Raw genomic sequence first — 18,071 nt, forward strand, 5'->3', positions numbered from 1 at the left:
CACCGCTCGTTACGTTGCTCAGGTCACCGCGATCTCGACCTGGTCGCCCACCCAACGCACCGGCCAGACGCGTAATTGCTGCTCCGGATACTCCAGGCAACTGCCGTCCTCCAGGCTGAAATGCTGCTTGTACAGCGGCGAGGCGATCACTGGCTGGCCCTTGATGTGGCCGACGATACCGCGGCCGATCACATTGGCGCCGGACAACGGGTCATGGTTGTCGATCGCATACAGGGTGCGGCCCTCGGCGCCGTCGGGCAGGTAGAACAGGGCGACCTGGGCACAGTGGAACCAGACCACCACGCCGGAGTTTTCCACCAGGTCTTCGCGCTGGCAGACCGCCTGCCACTGGATATCGTTGGCAAAGCTGTGTTGTACGGTTGACTGGCCCATCAGACCACCTCCTCGTGTACGGGAATCAGGTTGAGTTCATTGGCACGCACCGGCCGGCGCTGCGCGCGTTCCTTGACGAAATGGATGTCCGGGTCGCCGCGCTGGTCGTTGACGAAGGTGCGGAAGCGCTTGAGTTTTTCCGGGTCGCTGATCGCGTTGGCCCATTCACACTCGTAACGATCAACCACCAGTTGCAACTGGCTTTCCAGCTCGGCGGCCAGCCCGAGGCTGTCGTCGATGACCACCGCCTTGAGGTAGTCGAGGCCGCCCTCGAGGTTCTCGCGCCAAACCGAGGTGCGTTGCAGCCGGTCGGCGGTGCGGATGTAGAACATCAGGAAACGGTCGATGTAGCGGATCAGCGTCTGGTCATCCAGGTCGGTGGCGAACAGTTCGGCATGGCGCGGGCGCATGCCGCCGTTGCCGCAGACATACAGGTTCCAGCCTTTCTCTGTGGCGATCACGCCAATGTCCTTGCTTTGCGCTTCGGCGCATTCGCGGGTGCAACCGGATACCGCCAGCTTGAACTTGTGCGGTGCACGCAGGCCCTTGTAGCGATTCTCCAGCAGCAGGGCCATGGCCACGCTGTCCTGCACGCCGTAGCGGCACCAGGTGCTGCCAACGCAGGACTTCACTGTGCGCAGCGACTTGCCGTAGCCATGGCCGGTTTCGAAGCCGGCCTCGATCAACTCGCCCCAGATCTGCGGCAGTTCGTGCAGTTGCGCGCCAAACAGGTCGATGCGCTGGCCGCCGGTGATCTTGGTGTAGAGGTCGTATTTCTTGGCCACCTGCCCGAGGACAATCAGCTTGTCCGGGGTGATTTCCCCGGCGGCGATCCGCGGGATGATCGAGTAGGTGCCGTTCTTCTGCATGTTGGCCATGAAGGTGTCGTTTGTGTCCTGCAGCGGCACCAGCGCCTTGTTGGTGATCGGCCGGTTCCAGCAGGAGGCGAGGATCGAGCCCACCGCCGGCTTGCAGATGTCGCAGCCGGTATGGCCCTTGCCGTGACGCGCGAGCAGATCCTCGAAGGTCTCGATGGCGCCCACCCGTACCAGCGCATACAGCTCCTGGCGGGTATAGGCGAAGTGTTCGCACAGGCTCTTGTCGACTGCCACACCACGGGCGACCAGTTCGTGTTCGAAGACCTGCTTGAGCAGTGCGCTGCAACCGCCGCAGCCGGTGGCGGCCTTGGTCTGGGCCTTGAGATCGGAGAGATCGCTACAGCCGGCGTCCACTGCGCAGCAGATCGCGCCCTTGGTGACGTTGTGGCAGGAGCAGATGGTCGCCGTCTCGGGCAGGGCGTCGGCACCGAGGGCCGGGGCGCCTTGGCTCAGCGGCAGGATCAGGCCGGCCGGGTCCTCGGGCAGGGCGATAGCATTCTGCACGTACTGCAGCAGGGTGTCGTAGTAGCTGTTATCGCCGACCAGTACGGCACCGATGACTTTCTTGCCCTCGGCGTCGACCACCAGGCGGCGGTAGGCCGAGTTGGCCTCGTCGATGAAACGGTAGCTGCGCGCGCCTGGCGTGGCGCCGTGGGCATCGCCGATGGAGCCGACATCGACGCCGAGCAGCTTGAGCTTGGTCGACATGTCGGCACCATTGAAGGTATCGGCGGTGTCGCCGGCCAGGCGCGCGGCGACATTGCGCGCCATGCTGTAGCCCGGTGCCACCAGGCCGAACACGCTGCCGTTCCATGAAGCGCACTCACCGATAGCCGATATGGCCGGGTCGCTGGTTTGGCAATGGGCGTCGATGACAATGCCGCCGCGTGCCGCGATTTCCAGGCCGCTGTTGCGTCCCAGCAGGTCCTGCGGACGGATCCCGGCGGAAAATACGATCAGGTCGGTTTCGAGAAATTCGCCGCCGTCGAAATTCATCCGATAACGGTATTGCTCGCCGGCGGCGATTTCCTGGGTTGCCCGGGACAGGTGCACGCCGACGCCCAGTTGTTCGATCTGCGCCTTGAGCGCGGCACCGCCATCGTTGTCCAGTTGCACCGGCATCAGGCGCGGGGCGAACTCGACCACGTGCGCCTCCAGGCCAAGGGACTTGAGCGCATTGGCCGCCTCCAGGCCAAGCAGGCCGCCGCCGACCACCACGCCGCGGCGGGCCTGGGCGGCAGCCTCACGGATTGCATCGAGATCGTCGAGAGTGCGGTAGACCAGGCGTGCCGAGCCTTCGGAACCGGGAATCGGCGGCACGAACGGATAGGAACCGGTGGCCAGGATCAACTGGTCGTAAGGCTGGCGGCCGGAGCGGGTGACGATCTCCCGTTGCTCGCGGTCGATCTCCAGCACCTCGACGCCCAGGTGCAACTGGACGCCATTGCGTTCATACAGGCCGGGTTCGCCAAGGGCCAGGGCGTGAGCATCCTTGCCGGCGAAATACTCGGACAGGTGCACGCGGTCATAGGCCGGCTGCCATTCCTCACCATATACATGCAGCTCGAAGTGACGCAGGGCACCACGCTCGATCAACTGCTCGACGCAGTGATGGCCGACCATGCCATTACCCACGATCACCAGTTTCTTGCGATGTTCGACATTCACGATAGCGTTCATGGAGCTTCCTCGGATCACGGCCAATCACGGGCTGGCCCAGCCAGAAAAAATGCAAAAAAAAACGCCTGGAGCCGAAGCTCCAGGCGCCTTTGCCTGGTGTTTTTATGCCTGTTCCTTGTGTGATCGCCGTTGACCACCGGAACGGTCTGCCTGGTCATTCATGGCAGAGGGTAGCGAGATAAAAGCAGGGAGCGTGCCAAGTGCGGATTTCTCGGTTTTCCCAGGGTTTGGCGCTGTTATTGGGGAAAAAGCGACCGTTCTTGGTGCATGTCGTACCGGGCTCGCCAGCTATGAGGGCGTTCTATCAATACACATCGCGCACATACCGCTTGTCCGCCGCCAGCGCAGTGACATACGCCTGTGCCCGATCAGCATCCAACCCGCCATGGGTACGCACCACCTGCTTGAGCGCGGCATCGACATCCCGTGCCATCCGGCTGGCGTCGCCACACACATAGAACCCGGCACCTTCCTCCAGCCAGGCCCACAATTGCGCGCCTTGCTCGATCATCCGCTGCTGCACGTAGATTTTTTTTGCCTGGTCCCTGGAGAACGCGGTATCGAGCCGTTGCAGATGCCCCTGTTCACACCAGTCCTGCAGTTCCTCGCGGTAATAGAAGTCGCTGGCCGCATGCTGTTCACCGAAGAACAGCCAGTTTTTCCCGGTAGCCCCGATCGCCTGGCGCTCTTGCAGGAAGGCGCGGAACGGCGCGATCCCGGTCCCCGGCCCGACCATGATCATCGGTGCCTGGGGATCGGCCGGCGGACGGAAGTTCGCCGATTTCTGCACGAAGACCGGCACCTCCAGGCCGTCGGCACGATCGGCCAGGAACCCCGAGCAGCAGCCGGCCCGCGCTTGTCCGGCACTTTCATAACGTACGGTGGAAACCGTCAGGTGCACTTCGCCCGGATGCACCTTGGGGCTCGAAGAAATCGAATACAGCCGCGGTTGCAGCGGTTTCAGGCAATCGACCAGTTCCTGGGCGCCCAGCTCGACCTGCAGCTCGCGCAACAGGTCCGCCGGTTGCCGGCCCCAGAGCCAGTCCTTGAGTTCGGTCTTGTGTTCGTCGGCCAGCAGGCGCTTGAGCTGGCTGCTGCCCGAACGCTGAAACACCAGTTGCAGCAGCGCCGGGCTGATGCGGCCGATCTCCAGGTGACGACTCAGCGCTTCGACCAGTGGCATGGGCGTTTGGTCCTTGATGGTCACCACGGTTTCGGCACTGGTCGCTCCCAGGCAACGCCGCAGTTGTTCCACCTGCTCGGGGCAGTGGCTGGGCCACACGCCGAGGGCATCGCCGGCCTGATACTCAAGGCCGCTGTCGCCTAGCTCGAAGACAAACTGGCGGGTTTCCTTGCCCGCTTCCGGGCCACTGAGCAGGCGGTTGTGTTTCAACCGGGCCGGCAACGGCTGCTGGCGGCTGTAGCGCGGGGTGCCGGCAATCGGTGCGGGCTTGTCGGCCAAGGCCGAGTCGAGCTTGTCCAGCCAGGCGCTGGCCGGTTCCTGGTAGTCCGGCTCACAGTCGACCCGCGCTGCCAGGCGTTGCGCGCCGAGGCTGTGCAGCCGCTCGTCGAGCTTGCGCCCGAAGCCGCAGAACTGGTCGTAGCTGGAGTCACCAAAGGCCAGCACGGCAAAGCGCAGGTTCGCCAGGTTCGGGGCACTGTCCGCTTCCAGCGCCTGCCACAGGCCATGGGCATTATCCGGTGGATCACCGTCGCCGAAGGTGCTGGTCAGCAACAGGGCGCGACCGGCCTGGCTCAGGTCCTGGGCCTGTATGCTGTCCATCGACGCCAGGCGCACCCGGTGCCCCTTTTCCTGCAGGCGCTCGGCGGCCGACTTGGCGAACGCCTCCACGGTGCCGGTCTGGGACGACCAGAGCAGCAGCAGGGGCGGTTTTTCCTCCGCGAGGGTTGGACTCGCCAGCGCCTGGGGCTGGGCCTGCCGGGCGAACAGGCCGGCCAGGATGCCTTCGAGGATCAGTCGGTTCGACGGCTGCAAGGGGGCATTGGCCGGCAGCGTCGGTACCCCGGTGTCGGCCTGGCTGCTGCCGAGCCCAAGCAGGAAACCTTGCAGGTAGAGATTTTCCTGGGGAGCCAGCTGGATGCTGGGGGCGGTGTCGAGCCCGAGGATCCGGGCCAGGGCTTGAGTCTGCATGGTATGCGGAGCCTCCGTGCGCGTGGGCGAGGGCAGTGGATCAGGCTTGGGCGAGTCGACCCGGCTGAGGGCCACGGTGCTGAACTTGAATTCCGGTTGCAGCGAGATCGGGTCCACGGCGTCGCTGGTGACGGCATTGATCGCCAGGTCATCGCCGTAGACATCGTTCCAGTGGAAGGGCGCGAAACAGTTGCCCGGTGCCACCCGCTCGCTGATCTGCGCCGGCAGCACCGCACGGCCACGCTGGGAGCGAACCTCGACGCCATCTTTCTCGAGGATGCCCAGGCGCGCCGCGTCCAGCGGGTTGATCTCGACGAAGGGACCGGGGTTGAGCTTGTTCAGCGCCGGCACCTTGCCGGTCTTGGTCAGGGTGTGCCACTGGTGTTGCAGGCGACCGGTGTTGAGCACCAGCGGGAACTGATCGTCGGGTTGGTCCGCCGCAGGCTGCCAGGGCCGGGCGAAGAACATCGCCTTGCCGCTGGCGGTGGGGAACAGCAGGCGCGGTAGGCTGCCATCGGCCGCGGCCTGTGTGCCGTCATTGAGGTAGCGGATCGGGTTGCGATCCTGTTGTTGTTCGGGGCCGCAGGGCCACTGTACGGGTGTCCGCTCCAGGCGTTCGTAGCTGGCGCCACGCAGGTCGTAGCCGGTCTTGGGGTTCCAGGCGCGCTTGATCTCCTCGAACACTTCGGCGGCGTTGGCATAGCTGAAGGCTTCGGCATAGCCCATCTCACAGGCCACCCTGGCGATGATCTGCCAGTCCGGCAGGGCCTGGCCCGGCGCGTCGACAGCCTTGCGCATCAGCGTCAGGTTGCGTTCCGAGTTGATCATCACGCCCTGGGCCTCGGCCCACAGCGCAGCCGGCAGGAGAATATCGGCGTAGCGGTTGGTCTCGGTGTCGAGAAAGGCATCCTGGGCGATCACCAGTTCGGCGGCCTGCAGCCCGGCAATGACCTTCTGCCGGTTGGGCAGCGAGGCCACCGGGTTGGTGCAGATGATCCAGCATGCCTTGACCTTGCCGGCCTGCATATCCTCGAACAGGGCGACGCTACCGCCACCGACCCGTTGACTGAGGCTGTCGCGGGGGATCTGCCAGAGGTCTTCGATGAACGCACGGTCGGCGGGCACCAGGGCCGAGCGCTGGCCAGGCAGGCCAGGGCCCATATAGCCCATTTCACGGCCGCCCATGGCATTGGGCTGGCCGGTGAGGGAGAACGGCCCGCTGCCGGGACGGCAGATCGCCCCGGTGGCCAGGTGCAGGTTGCACAGTGCATTGGTGTGCCAGGTGCCGTGGGTGCTCTGGTTCAGGCCCATGGTCCAGCAGCTCATCCACTCGGATGCTTCGCCGATCCACTGTGCGGCCTGGCGGATCTGCGCCTCGGGCAGGCCGGTGAGGGTGGCGACCCGGGCCGGATGATAGTCCTCGAGAAACTCCGGCAGTGCGTCCCAGCCCTCGGTGAAACGGGCGATGAACTCGGGATCGGTATGGTCGTTCTTCACCAGCAGGTGCAACAGGCCGTTGAGCAGGGCCAGGTCGCTGCCCGGCTTGATCTGCAGGAACAGGTCGGCCTTATCGGCGGTGGCATTGCGCCGCGGGTCGACCACGATCAGTCGGGCACCAGCCTTGAGCCGGTCCATCAGGCGCAGGAACAGGATCGGGTGACAGTCGGCCATGTTTGCGCCGATCACGAAAAACAGGTCGGCCTTGTCGAAATCCTGATAGGAGCCGGGCGGTCCGTCGGCCCCCAGCGACAGCTTGTAGCCGGCCCCTGCGCTGGCCATGCACAGGCGCGAATTGGACTCGATCAGGTTGGTGCGGACAAAACCCTTGGCCAGCTTGTTGACCAGGTACTGGGCCTCCAGTGACATCTGTCCGGAGACATAGAACGACAGCGCATCCGGGCCATGCTCGTCGAGAATAGACCGAAGCCGGCGGGCGGTCTCGCTGATGGCCTGGTCCATGCCGACCTGGCCGGGGTCGCGCCGGCGCTCATGGCGCATGAAGGCCTGGGCCATCCGTCCGGGATGGTTGAGCGGTTGGGCGCAGGTACTGCCCTTGGTGCACAGGCGACCGAAATTGGTCGGGTGCTGCTTGTCGCCGCTGACCTTGATCACCTGGTTGTCGCGCACCTCCATGACGATGCCGCAACCGACACCGCAGTAGGGGCACACGCTGCGTACGCTGGTCTGGGCCATGGTTTGCCGCTCCTGCCGAAAACTGCCGGAAATGAAAAAGGCGCTGTGTCGCACACCGTCGAAACGGGGCAACACAACGCCTTTGTCGTGAAATCAGTCGTCCGCGTTGACGACTGTTGTTCCGGTTGTAGCAAGCTTTGCGCCAATGTGCGCGATAGCCTGAATCAGCAGGTTCCGGGGCGCCTGGTCGGGCGCTGTCGCCAGCAAGCCGGCTCCCGCGAAGGGCCGATTTGCACCGTCAAAGGTTATCGGGTGGTGCGCCTGCTCCAGCTTGGGGCATGAATCAGGGGCGCGAGGCAAACACCTCGCCAATGCTGCGGCGCTTGGCCTGGGCTTCGCAGGCGCAGATCAATTGCTCCAGGTCCTCGGGAGTGACGTCGATGAATTCCTCCATCTGTGCCAGGGCCTGTTCCATGTCCGCACGGGTGATGCCTGGTGGCTCACCTGGCTGAGGGCTGCTGATGAAGGTGCTGGGCGGCTCGACATGCACCTTGGGATAACGCACACGAGTCAGGTTGTTGTAGCCGACCGCAACCGACAGCAGACAGGCCGCCGCGAGCATTACCGGTTCCAGTACCTGCCAGCCAAGGGCGACGGTATCCGGATCGGCGATCACCATCAGCAGCGCCAGGGCTCCGGCCGGCGGATGCAGGCAGCGCAACAGGCACATCGCAAGTATGGCAAGCCCGACCGCCAGGCCGGCGCTTTCCAGGCTGCGGCCCAGGAAATGCACCACCAGCATCGAGACCAGGGTGGCACAGAGATAACTGCCAATGAGTGACCAGGGCTGGGCGAGGGCGCCCGAAGAGACGGCGAACAGCAACACCGCCGATGCGCCCAATGGTCCGATCAGATGCAGTGCCACCGGCAAGCCGAACAGCTGGCCGCAGGTCCAGACACTGATCACCGTACCGAGGGCAACGCCAATGGCAGCACGACTCCATTCAGTAGGACGGGTATTGAGGGAGGGCGGCAACAGACGACGAGACCAGCGGGCAAGCATGTCGGGAACGATCCACTTCGATAGACATTGGGAAAAAAAATGGGCTTGTGCGACTGGCGCAAAGCCCTTTGAAAGTTCCAACATTTGGGGGAAGGAACGAGCCCAGTGTGCCGTGCCCCTCGAACTGTGACTAATTCATAATAATGCGCTTTAACTTCATTATTATTGAATTTAAATGATGGGGGACTGGCCAGGCAGGTAATCCAATCCCCGTTCCTTGTCCGGTATGCCGAGAATGCGCTCGCGCGTTTCGTTGCCGAACAGCAAACGTTCGATGACACGCCGGAATTCCGGGTCATCGGCCAGTGGCCCCTTGAAGGCCACCAGTGCATCGCGCAATCCCATCAACCCGAGCAATGCCGAGGCTGCGATGCCGGGCGGTGCAACCACGTCCGCTGCCGGTGGCGGCAGGACGCTGCGAGCCAGGGACTGGATGGGGTCTTGCTCGTTTGGGTCGCACATGGAAGTTCCTTGCCAATGGCTGCGGCATTCGCTCGGGAAGAATCAGATACGTCGTGACGAAATCGGAAATGCCCGGCTTGCTAGTAGGAAAAGCCGGCGTTTGAGTTCAGTCGATCGCCGAACTCAGTGTAAGTCAGCAGTCTGTCCGAGCCGGTTGGGCAAGGATTGAAGTAGCCGTCATATTTACGGGTTTGTGCGTAGGAACTTTCTAACTACCTTTCTATGACCACTGCGGCCCAGCGGCCCGGACTCACTCCGCGACACGGACCAGCCCTGGCTGCAAGCCGAACACTTCGACACCGTCGGGTGTCGACTGTCCGGTGGTGACCGGAACACGCCTGGCGGGCTGGTCCAGCGCTTCGCGATAGTCGACCGTCATCCCCTTGGCATCGCGCTGGATCGCCGCTGCCGGCACGACGATCGCCTGGTCGTTGCGGTAGGTGACGATAGTCAGGCGCGCGCTCATGCCCAGGCGCACGCGTTGCAACTGCTCGCGGCTCAGCTTGGGAACCGACAGGGTCACCGGGAACTGGGCGCTGCTGCCCGGCGCATCATTGGGCAGCGCCAGGCTGCTGACGATATCGACCGAGCCGCTGAGCCGTTCACCGTCGAAGCCGTCGCCGAGGATCTCCACGCTCTGGCCCTGGTGCAGTTGGTTGATATCCAGTTCGGAGACTTTGCTGACGATCTTCAACTGCTCGATGTTCGCCAGGCCGAACAGAACCTGCCCCTGGTTGACCCGGCTGCCGGTCTGAACCGGTGCCGAATTGTTGCTGGCCGAGTTCTGCGAGCTGCCGCCACCGGGAGCGGGGACAACGATGCCGGCAAACGGAGCGACAACATCCTTGCCGTCGAGCAGGGCTTTCAGCGCCTCGTACTTGACGGTGGCATTGGTCAGTTCCATATCGGCGATCTGTCGGTATTCGCCCTTGCCCTGGTCCAGTGCCTGTTGCAGGTCGCCCTCGGCGGCTGTGAGGTCCATGCGTTGGCTCTGCAACTGCTGCTGCAGGTCCTGCAGTTCATTGCGCGGAATGATGCCGCGCTCGAACAGGTTCTGGCTCTCGTTCAGTTTGCGCTCCGAGTTGCTGACCGTCATCTGCGAGCTGCGCAGGGTGCGCCGGGCCCGGGCGACCTGCTGGCTGTTGTTCCAGTCCTGCAGCTCCTGCACCGAGCGGCGGGCCTTGAGCTGGGCGGACAGGGCATCGCGCAACTGGATCTCCAGCAGTCCCGGGTCCATTTGCAGCAAGGTCTGTCCGGCCTCGACCCGTTGCCCCTGTTCCACCAGGATCGCCCGCACGTTGCCTTCGAAGGGGGCGGTCAGGATGATGGTTTTCTGCGGCTCGATCTTGCCCACCAGGCCGATCTGGTGCGTCAGCGGCGCGACCTGCACCGCTACCCAGCGGCCATCCCGTGGCTGATCGGCGGCCGGCGCCTGCAGGGTCGCCGCCGCCACGCCGGCCAGCACCACAGCCAGCAGCAGGGCTGCACCTAGTATCCAGCGCTTGCGCCGCAGCTTGTCAGTAGTCATTGAGTGCAATGTCCCAGCTCTCCAGAGTCATGCCCAGGGTCAGATCCAGTTGCGTCTGGGCGTTCAGGTAGGCTATCAGCGCATTGAGGCGGGCGTTTTCGGCGTTGCGCAGGTCGCCCTCGTAGCTCAGCACCTGGAAGTTGCTCGAGCGTCCGGCACTGAGTTTCTCCCTTTCTATATCCAGCTTGCGACGGGACAGGTCCACCGCCCGGCGAGCAATTTCGTACTGCCGCCAGCGTGTTCCCAGATCGCGAACCACGTCATTGACGCTGCGTTCCAGAGCCTGGCGGGCGTCGGCCTGGATCAGTTCCTGGTTTTCCACGTCGACCCGCGCATGCACTTCGGCCTGGCGGGTGCTCAGGTCGCCAATGGGGATCTGCACCTGCACCCCGGCATAACTGTCCCAGCGCCGCGAACCATTGTTGCCGGCATCGTTGTCGAGACGATCGCGGATCTGGTTGGCCCCGGCCACCAGCGATACATCCCAGCGACTCTGGTCCTTGGCTATCACCAGGTTGAGGTCGGCCTGCTGGCTGCCCAGCAGGGTGGCCAGGTAGCCTGGCTGCTGGACCCTGGCCACGCGCAGGGCGTCCTGCTTGTCGATGCTGACTTGTGCTGCCTCCAGCGCCTCGCTGGCATGGATCGGCGTCGACAGGTCCAGGGCCAGCAGGCGCAGCAGCGACAGGCGATTGATATCGACCTGGTTGCGCGCTTCCTCCACACCCAGTTCCTGTGTGGCGATATCGGCTTCGGTCTGGACGATCTCGAACTCGGCCATGCGCCCGGCCGCGATCAGTGCCTTGTTCACCTCCAGCAGTGCCTTGGCGCGCTTGAGGGCTTCCTGGGTAATCACCAGTTGCTCCTGGGACCTGAGCATTTCCCGGTAGGCACTGATGATGTCGCTGATGGTCTGGGACACGCTGGACTTGAGGTTGAGCCGATTGATCTGTTCGGAGATGCGCGCCAGGCGCAACGGCGCGGTGGTCACGTCCCAGCCGGCGCCACGCAGCAGCGGCTGGACGATCGCCAGGTCGAGGCCGTCGCTGCGGTAGCGACCGGCGACGTCGGCGTTGTTCAACTGCTGGGTCCAGGCCATGCTCAGGCGGGTGCCGTATTCGCCGAGCAGACTGGTGGTCGGCGACAGCGTGGCGTTGCGCGCATTGTCCTCAGAGCCTTTGGTCGTACGGTATTGGCCGGAAAGCAGCAACTTGGGGTTGAAGGCATCCTCGGAAACCCGCAGGTCGAATTTCTGCGCGATACGTTGCAGGTAGGCGCTGCGGATGCCGCGGTTGTTGCGCAGGCCCAGGTAGACCGCGTCACCCAGCGTCAGGTTGGTCATCTGCTCGCTGAGCAGTACGCCGCGCGTCTGCGTATTGCGTAGCGACGGCGCCGAGGGTTGGCCGACCAGCGTGCTGGCGGCGAGTGCCTGGCAGCAGAACAGGTAGAGCAGGGCGGCCGTCCATGGCCTGCGGCTATTCATCGCGCAGCGCCTCCACCGGTTGCAGCCGTGACGCCGAGACTGCCGGATAGAGCCCGAAGAACAGCCCCACCAGCAAGGTACTGCCGACGCCCAGTGGCAGCGAGGCGGTCGCCAGGGAAAACTGCCAGCCGGACAGCCGGGCATACAGATAGGCCGCGGTGACGCCGAGGATCGCCCCGGATACCGCACCGACCGCCGTGAGCGTCACCGCCTCGAGCAGAAACAGATTGCGAATGTCTCGCCGGCGCGCCCCCAGGGCCATGCGAACGCCGATCTCCCGGCGGCGTTCGGAGACATTCATCAGCATCACGTTCATGACCCCCACGCCACCTCCCACCAATGAAATGCCCCCCAGAGCCATCAGCAGGTAACCGAAGGTCCGGCTCTGCCGGGTCATGCCATCGATCATCTGCTGGGGTATCTGCACGTCGACCTCACGCCCGCGCAATGTGCTTTTGAGTGCCTGGGTCAGATCGCCGGCAACGGCTTCCATGTCCTGGTCTGGGACCGCCCGGGCAATCACGCTGCTGATCTGCGGAGAAACGGCGATTCGCCGCATTCCTTCCAGCGGCAGGAACAGCGAGTCATCGGTCTGGACCGGGATCAGGGCCGCCGCGGGTTGGCTATGCAGGATACCGATGACTTGGAACAGATAGTCGTTGAGCCGAATGCGATCGCCGGTTCGTAGAGGCAAGCCACCGCTGCCCAGGGTATGGGCAACGCGGTCACCGACCACCACGTAGGTCTGGCCCTGGTCGAAGTCGCTCAGAAAGCGTCCCTCGCGCAACTTCAGGCGCATCGCTGCAGCCAACGGCGCGGTGCTGCCAACCCAGTTGGCATTGGTCGTGTGCCCCCGGAACACCACCGCGCCGCTGGAGACGGCGATCGGTGCCAGGTACAGCACGGACGGGACCATTGCCTGCAACTGCGAAGTGTCGAGGCTCGCGGGCATTGGCTCGCGGCTGCCGCTACCGCCGGGAAACTGCACGGCCAGGGTATCGGTGCCCATGTCCTTGAAGATCGCCGCCGCTTCAAGTGCCGCGTTATGACCGATATTGATCAGTGCGACCACCGATGAACTGCCGATAACGATACCGAGCAGTGCCAGTATCGAGCGCTTGCCAAGGGTGCGCAGGCTGACGAATGCCTCGTGCAGCAGTTGGCTGGCACTCTGCTCGACCTTGAGGCTCATGCCGGGCATGTTTCGTGCACCACACCGTTCTGGACCCGGATCTGCCGCTGCAGGCGCTCGGCGATATGCGGGTCGTGGGTGACGATGATCAGGGTGACCTGGCGCACCCGGTTCAGCTCCAGCAACAGGTCCATGATTTCCCGGGCGGTACTGCTGTCGAGGTTGCCGGTGGGTTCGTCGGCGAGGATCACCGAGGGCTCGCCGACCAGCGCGCGGGCGATGGCCACCCGCTGGCGCTGGCCGCCGGACAGATCGGCCGGGCGGTGATGGGCGCGCTCGCCGAGACCGACCTGGTCGAGCATGGCCTTCGCCCGTGCCAGTGACTCGCCACGGGGCACGCCGCGATAGCTCAGCGGCAGGGCGACATTATCCAGTGCATCCAGGCGTGGCAGCAGGTTGAAACTCTGGAACACGAAACCGATCTGCTGGTTGCGGATCGCCGCCAGCTGATCGGGGCTGGCGCTGAAGATATCGTGGCCGGCGAAGTGGTAGCGGCCACTGCTGGGCAGGTCGAGCAGGCCGAGGATATTGAGCAGGGTGCTTTTGCCGGAACCGGAGGCGCCGAGGATGGCACAACTTTCCCCGGCTTCGATGGACAACGAAACGTTCTTGAGGATGGTCAAGGGCTGCTCGGCGAGCCGATAGCTTTTGCCGATGCCTTGCAGGGAAATGAGACCTTCGTGAGCTGTCGTTTCAGTCATTGCTGATAGCGCCGGCAGGCCCGTCCATGATCCAGCCGAAACCTGAGCGCGCTGCAAGCGTCCAGGCATGATGCGGGGTGGGGTCAAGTACAGGTTTTGTTTTCTTATTTTAAAAATTTGTTTGAATAGTAGCCGCGATCCCAGTCCGATGCTAGCCGTCTAGCGCAAGGAAAATGAGGGTTTTTTGTCTCGGTTTTGTGACAAGAAGAAACACTTTTAAGAGGCGCTTCATCGTATTTTTCGTGAGTCTTGCGGGACCTTGCGCGAGGGTAGCGAATCGGCGAGGAGCTTGCGTTCCAAGGCTTTCAGAGGTATAAAAAATCAAATTTATTTTTAAAACGCTGTTCGTTCGGTCAGCTATCTCCTTGCAAGGGCTCCCTCCATATGGTCGCAAAGAAACTCAGTGCTCCCAATGTCACCAAGACTCGCTTGCTGGATGCCACGGAGGCACTGTTTACCAAGTATGGCTATGACGCCGTACTGCTGCGCCAGATCACCGAACGAGCCCAGGTCAACCTGGCCGCCGTGAACTACCACTTCGGGGACAAGGACTCCCTGATGACCGCTCTGCTCGAGCAGCGCCTCGGCCCTCTCAACGAACAGCGCCTGGAGTTGCTCGCCCGTTGCGAGGAGCAGGCCGACGGCCCGCTGGACTGCGATACCCTGCTCGGGGTGCTGTTCGCCCCGGCCATGGGCCTGGAACGCAGCGGTGCGGGTGAAGAAGGGCGCTCCTTCGTACGTTTTCTCGGGCGGGTCTATAGCGATACCTCGCCCTTTATCCAGGAGTACCTGAAGGAGCACTACCAGCCGGTATTCGAGCGGTTTTTCAATGCCTTCGCCCTGGCCCTGCCGGATATGCCGCGCAATGAGGTCGGTGTCCGCCTGCAATTTGCCCTCAAGGCCATCTCCGGGGTGATCGCCGGTACCGAGCTGCGCTTCCTGATGCAGGCCATGAGCCTGGGGCGTCCGGCAACCGATGCCGAGGTCATGGCCAAGCTGATCAGCCTGGTGTCCGCGGCGATCCATGCACCGATGCAGGACCACAAGGCGGCCAGCGCGCTGGAAAAGGTTCTGGAAACCCAGCACGAAATTCGTCTGGGCCAGTCGTCGGGCGCCAAGGTGGCTAGCAAGTAGCCGACGCCCCCGTTGCTCGGTCGGCTGTGACCGTCTGGCCGGGTTGGCCGATCAGCACATCCTCGAAGAATCCTCCGACTGCCTCGGTGGGATGGCGCAACTGGATTTCCAACACCCAGACCACCTCACTCGGGACGATCTCCAGAGCCGCCAGGGTGGCCGGGCCGTGCAAGGCGTGGGGAAAGTCGGCCAGCCGATGACCGGCGATATTGCGCTCCAGCACCCAGCCCTTGCTCTCGGCACGGGACTGGGCAAAATCGTACAGCTCACGACCGCTCAGGCCACTGCGCCAGGCCTCGCAGGTTTCGTCGAAAACTTCGTGCAAGGCCTGGCTGCAGGCCTGGTGCAGCGGATTGTCGCCGAAGACGAAGGTATCGCCGTAGTCGCCCTCATAGCCATCCCAGACCGGGCCGAGGTCGACCACGGCAATGTCGTTCGCCTGCAGGGTACGCTGCAGGTCGACACCCTGGCGCGGTATGCGAACGGTGTCCGGACCGAAGCGCACGTAGGTCGGGTGCCAGGTATGGGAGGCGCCCACCGCCTGCAGATGGTGATTGGCCATCTCCAGGGCCTCGCCGGTGGTCATGCCGACCCTGAGCTTGCTGGCGATCTGCGCCAGGGCGCGAATCGACTGCGCGCGGGCGGCGAGCATGCCTTCCAGGGAGTAACGCGGACCGACTTTCTCCAGGACCGGGTCCAGTTGCCGGGCGCGCGGGTTGCCACCGCTGGCGACGAAGGCCTCGGCAATGAACCGCTGCGGCGGCAGGCCGGCGGCGACACATCGGGCCTGCACCTCACTGATCATCCGACTGTTGCCGCAGGCGTAGACCTGCGCGCTGGACCAGGGATGGCCGTGTTCCAGCGCAACCTGCTGGAGCCGAGCCTGGGCGGACAGCACCGCAAACCAGCGGAATCGCGGATAGGCCTCGCGAGCCATGTCGAGGAACTCGTGGTCATAGAAGTCCCTTGCCGTCGAACCGCCCCAGTACAGGGTGACATCAGCCCCCTCGGCGAGGGCCATCAACAGCAGGGGCTTGATACCGGCATAACCGGTACCGGTGGCAAACAGCACGACCGGGCGATCGCCGTCGGGCTGCCAGGTGCACGCACCGAACGGTCCTTCGAGGTTCAAGCGCTGTCCGCTCTGCAACCGGTCGAGGATACCTTCGGAAAATACCCCGCCCGGAACCCGGCGGATATGGAAAACCAGTGTGCCCTGATCCTGCTCCGGCAGGTTGGCCACCGAGAAGCAGCGGCTGTCGCCATCGTCGAGACGGAACCTCAGGTACTGGCCGGCGCGGACTTGCAGGTTCTCGGGCGTTTCAACCCGCAGCACCAACTCGCTGACATCGGCACCGAGTGCACGCTTGCCGATGACCACCGCGGCCAATTCCAGGGTCGGCCTATCCAACGACCAGCCAGGGATTTCCAGGCGCATGTCGTTGCAGGCATGGCTCTGGCACAGCAGCGCCTCGTCGGCCGCCAGGGGAAAGGAGGGCAGCGGATCATCCGGGCCGAGCCGCTTGGCCCGGCGTTCGCCGCTGAGCACCTTGACCTTGCACGAACCGCAGGCACCGCGACGGCAAGAGAACGGCACCGGCAGGCCACTGGCGAGCATGGCATCGAGCAGCAGCTCGTCGCCGGCACTGAAGGTTTTGCCCGAGGGCGACAGTTCGATGACATGGCGATGTGGATGCATGGCGACCTCTGGGCAGGGAAGGCCATCATTGTTGCGGTAGACTAGGACCATTAGAACCTCCAGTTTTGGAAACTTCAGATGGTCCAGTTACGCAAGTGGCGGCCTTTACTCAACCTGGATACGACCCAGGGCCAAGCCTCCTATCGACGCATCGTCGAAGGCCTGGTCGCGGCCATTCGCGAGGGGCGCTTGGAGCCTGGCAGCCTTCTGCCGGGCACGCGGGAAATGGCGCAACTGCTCGACGTCAACCGCAAGACGGTGATCCTGGCCTACGAAGAGGCCCTCTCCAAGGGCTGGCTGGTCAGCGAAGCGCGTCGCGGCACCTTCGTCAACACACAACTGGAGGCGGTAGCGCCGCGCCAGGCCGTGCCCCAGGATTTCGTCCCGCGCCTGCTTGTGAACGCGCCGGTGCCTTACCTGCAAGCGAGCGGGCGGGAGCTGCAACATCTGCCAGACGCGTTGTTTTTCGACAATGGTGCAGCCGACCATCGCCTGTTGCCCCAGGCGGTGCTGCACCGTTACTACCGTCATGCCCTGCGCAGCAGTTTTGCTTCCAACACCGTGCGTCATGGCAGCGACGGCAGTGATCATCTGCTGCGTACGGCCCTGGCCGAGATGCTGCGCAACAACCGTGGACTGTCGGTCGGCGCCGAGAACATCTGCCTGACCCAGGGGGTCCAGATGTCGCTGTACCTGGTGGCCAGTGCGCTGATCGAGCCGGGAGACGTGGTCCTGGTGGAGCGCCTGAGCTATCCGCCGGCCTGGGCGGTGTTCCGTGCCCTGGGCGCCCGGTTGGTGACGGTCGATATCGACAGCGAAGGCTGCCAGGTCGACCAGATCGAGGCGCTGTGCCAACAGCACCGGGTACGGATGATCTATCTCACGCCCCATCACCAGTTCCCGACCACTGTCAGCCTGCGTGCCGAGCGGCGCCAGAAGCTGTTGTTGCTGGCACGGCGTCATGATTTCTGCGTGATAGAGGAAGACTACGATCACGAATACCATTTCGAAGGAAGGCCCTATTTGCCGCTGGCCAGCGATACCGGCCAACGCCACGTGATCTATGTCGGCTCGCTGTCCAAGGCTCTCGGTTCGACCTTTCGCTGCAGTTTCGTGGTGGCGCCGGTCAGTGTGATCCGGGTACTGGAGCAACGCAGTGCACTGATGCTGTCCCAGGGCGATGCAGTGATGCAGACGATGCTGGCGGAACTGATCAATGCCGGTGAACTGAAAAAACACCTGCGGCGCGTGTCGAAAACCTACCGGCAACGACGGGAGATACTCCAGGAATGCCTGGTGGACGCGTTTGGCGAGCGCATTGCGATTCGCCAGCCAGAGGGCGGCCTGGCCTTGTGGGTGGACTTCGAAGCCGCGACCGATGTCGATCGGCTGGTTACGCAGGCCCTGGGGCACAAACTGGTGGTGCGCAGCGGCCGGCAGTTCTCGCCATGGGACCTGCCGCAGAACGGCCTGCGCCTGGGATTCGCCTCTCTCGACGCGGACGAGATCCGCGAAGCGGTGCGGCGCCTGGCGCAGGCTTCGCGGCAAGCGCTTCGATAACCGCAGCGGCGCGGTG

At 63.9% G+C, this 18,071-nt stretch carries 12 protein-coding genes; 2 read left to right on the forward strand and 10 right to left on the reverse strand.

Features of this window, described 5'->3' with window-relative positions:
- Positions 1–18: 18 nt before the first annotated feature.
- The 9 genes from nirD to AC6I6U_RS18720 all read right to left on the reverse strand — a co-directional run bounded on the left by nirD (position 19) and on the right by AC6I6U_RS18720 (position 13,662).
- Entirely contained in the window at positions 19–393 is a 375-nt protein-coding gene (gene nirD, locus AC6I6U_RS18680; RefSeq protein WP_497877508.1) for a nitrite reductase small subunit NirD, read from the reverse strand.
- Entirely contained in the window at positions 393–2,951 is a 2,559-nt protein-coding gene (nirB, locus tag AC6I6U_RS18685) for a nitrite reductase large subunit NirB (protein WP_497877509.1), read from the reverse strand. Before nirB ends, nirD begins: the two co-directional genes overlap by 1 nt.
- A 304-nt stretch (positions 2,952–3,255) precedes the next feature.
- Entirely contained in the window at positions 3,256–7,296 is a 4,041-nt protein-coding gene (locus AC6I6U_RS18690; RefSeq protein WP_497877510.1) for a bifunctional nitrate reductase/sulfite reductase flavoprotein subunit alpha, read from the reverse strand.
- Between the two features lie 283 nt (positions 7,297–7,579).
- Positions 7,580–8,299, reverse strand: a complete 720-nt coding sequence (locus AC6I6U_RS18695) for an HPP family protein (protein WP_497877511.1) — start codon at positions 8,297–8,299, stop codon at positions 7,580–7,582.
- A gap of 171 nt (positions 8,300–8,470) precedes the next feature.
- Positions 8,471–8,761 carry a hypothetical protein gene (locus tag AC6I6U_RS18700; RefSeq protein ID WP_497877512.1) on the reverse strand — a complete coding sequence of 97 codons (291 nt, stop codon included), beginning with the start codon at positions 8,759–8,761 and terminating at the stop codon, positions 8,471–8,473.
- 250 nt (positions 8,762–9,011) lie between these two features.
- Positions 9,012–10,289 (reverse strand): efflux RND transporter periplasmic adaptor subunit, encoded by a 1,278-nt coding sequence (locus AC6I6U_RS18705; protein WP_497877513.1) that lies wholly within the window; start codon positions 10,287–10,289, stop codon positions 9,012–9,014.
- On the reverse strand, positions 10,279–11,769 hold the full coding sequence (locus AC6I6U_RS18710) for a TolC family protein (RefSeq protein WP_497877514.1): 1,491 nt from the start codon (positions 11,767–11,769) through the stop codon (positions 10,279–10,281). The genes AC6I6U_RS18705 and AC6I6U_RS18710 overlap by 11 nt, the downstream gene beginning before the upstream one ends.
- Positions 11,762–12,961, reverse strand: a complete 1,200-nt coding sequence (locus tag AC6I6U_RS18715; protein WP_497883063.1) for an ABC transporter permease — start codon at positions 12,959–12,961, stop codon at positions 11,762–11,764. Before AC6I6U_RS18715 ends, AC6I6U_RS18710 begins: the two co-directional genes overlap by 8 nt.
- Entirely contained in the window at positions 12,958–13,662 is a 705-nt protein-coding gene (locus AC6I6U_RS18720) for an ABC transporter ATP-binding protein (protein WP_497877515.1), read from the reverse strand. Before AC6I6U_RS18720 ends, AC6I6U_RS18715 begins: the two co-directional genes overlap by 4 nt.
- A gap of 384 nt (positions 13,663–14,046) precedes the next feature.
- Between AC6I6U_RS18720 and AC6I6U_RS18725 the strand changes: the two genes are divergently transcribed.
- Positions 14,047–14,796, forward strand: a complete 750-nt coding sequence (locus AC6I6U_RS18725; protein ID WP_497877516.1) for a TetR/AcrR family transcriptional regulator — start codon at positions 14,047–14,049, stop codon at positions 14,794–14,796.
- Here AC6I6U_RS18725 and AC6I6U_RS18730 read toward each other — a convergent pair.
- Positions 14,786–16,573: a M24 family metallopeptidase gene (locus AC6I6U_RS18730; protein WP_497883064.1), complete on the reverse strand. Its 1,788-nt coding sequence runs from the start codon at positions 16,571–16,573 to the stop codon at positions 14,786–14,788. The genes AC6I6U_RS18725 and AC6I6U_RS18730 overlap by 11 nt on opposite strands.
- Here AC6I6U_RS18730 and pdxR point away from each other — a divergent pair, their 5' ends adjacent.
- Entirely contained in the window at positions 16,574–18,055 is a 1,482-nt protein-coding gene (pdxR, locus tag AC6I6U_RS18735) for a MocR-like pyridoxine biosynthesis transcription factor PdxR (protein ID WP_497877517.1), read from the forward strand. It begins immediately after the preceding gene.
- Positions 18,056–18,071: the final 16 nt, after the last annotated feature.

The sequence above is a fragment of the Pseudomonas sp. UTLPPB19802 genome, from assembly GCF_059730225.1.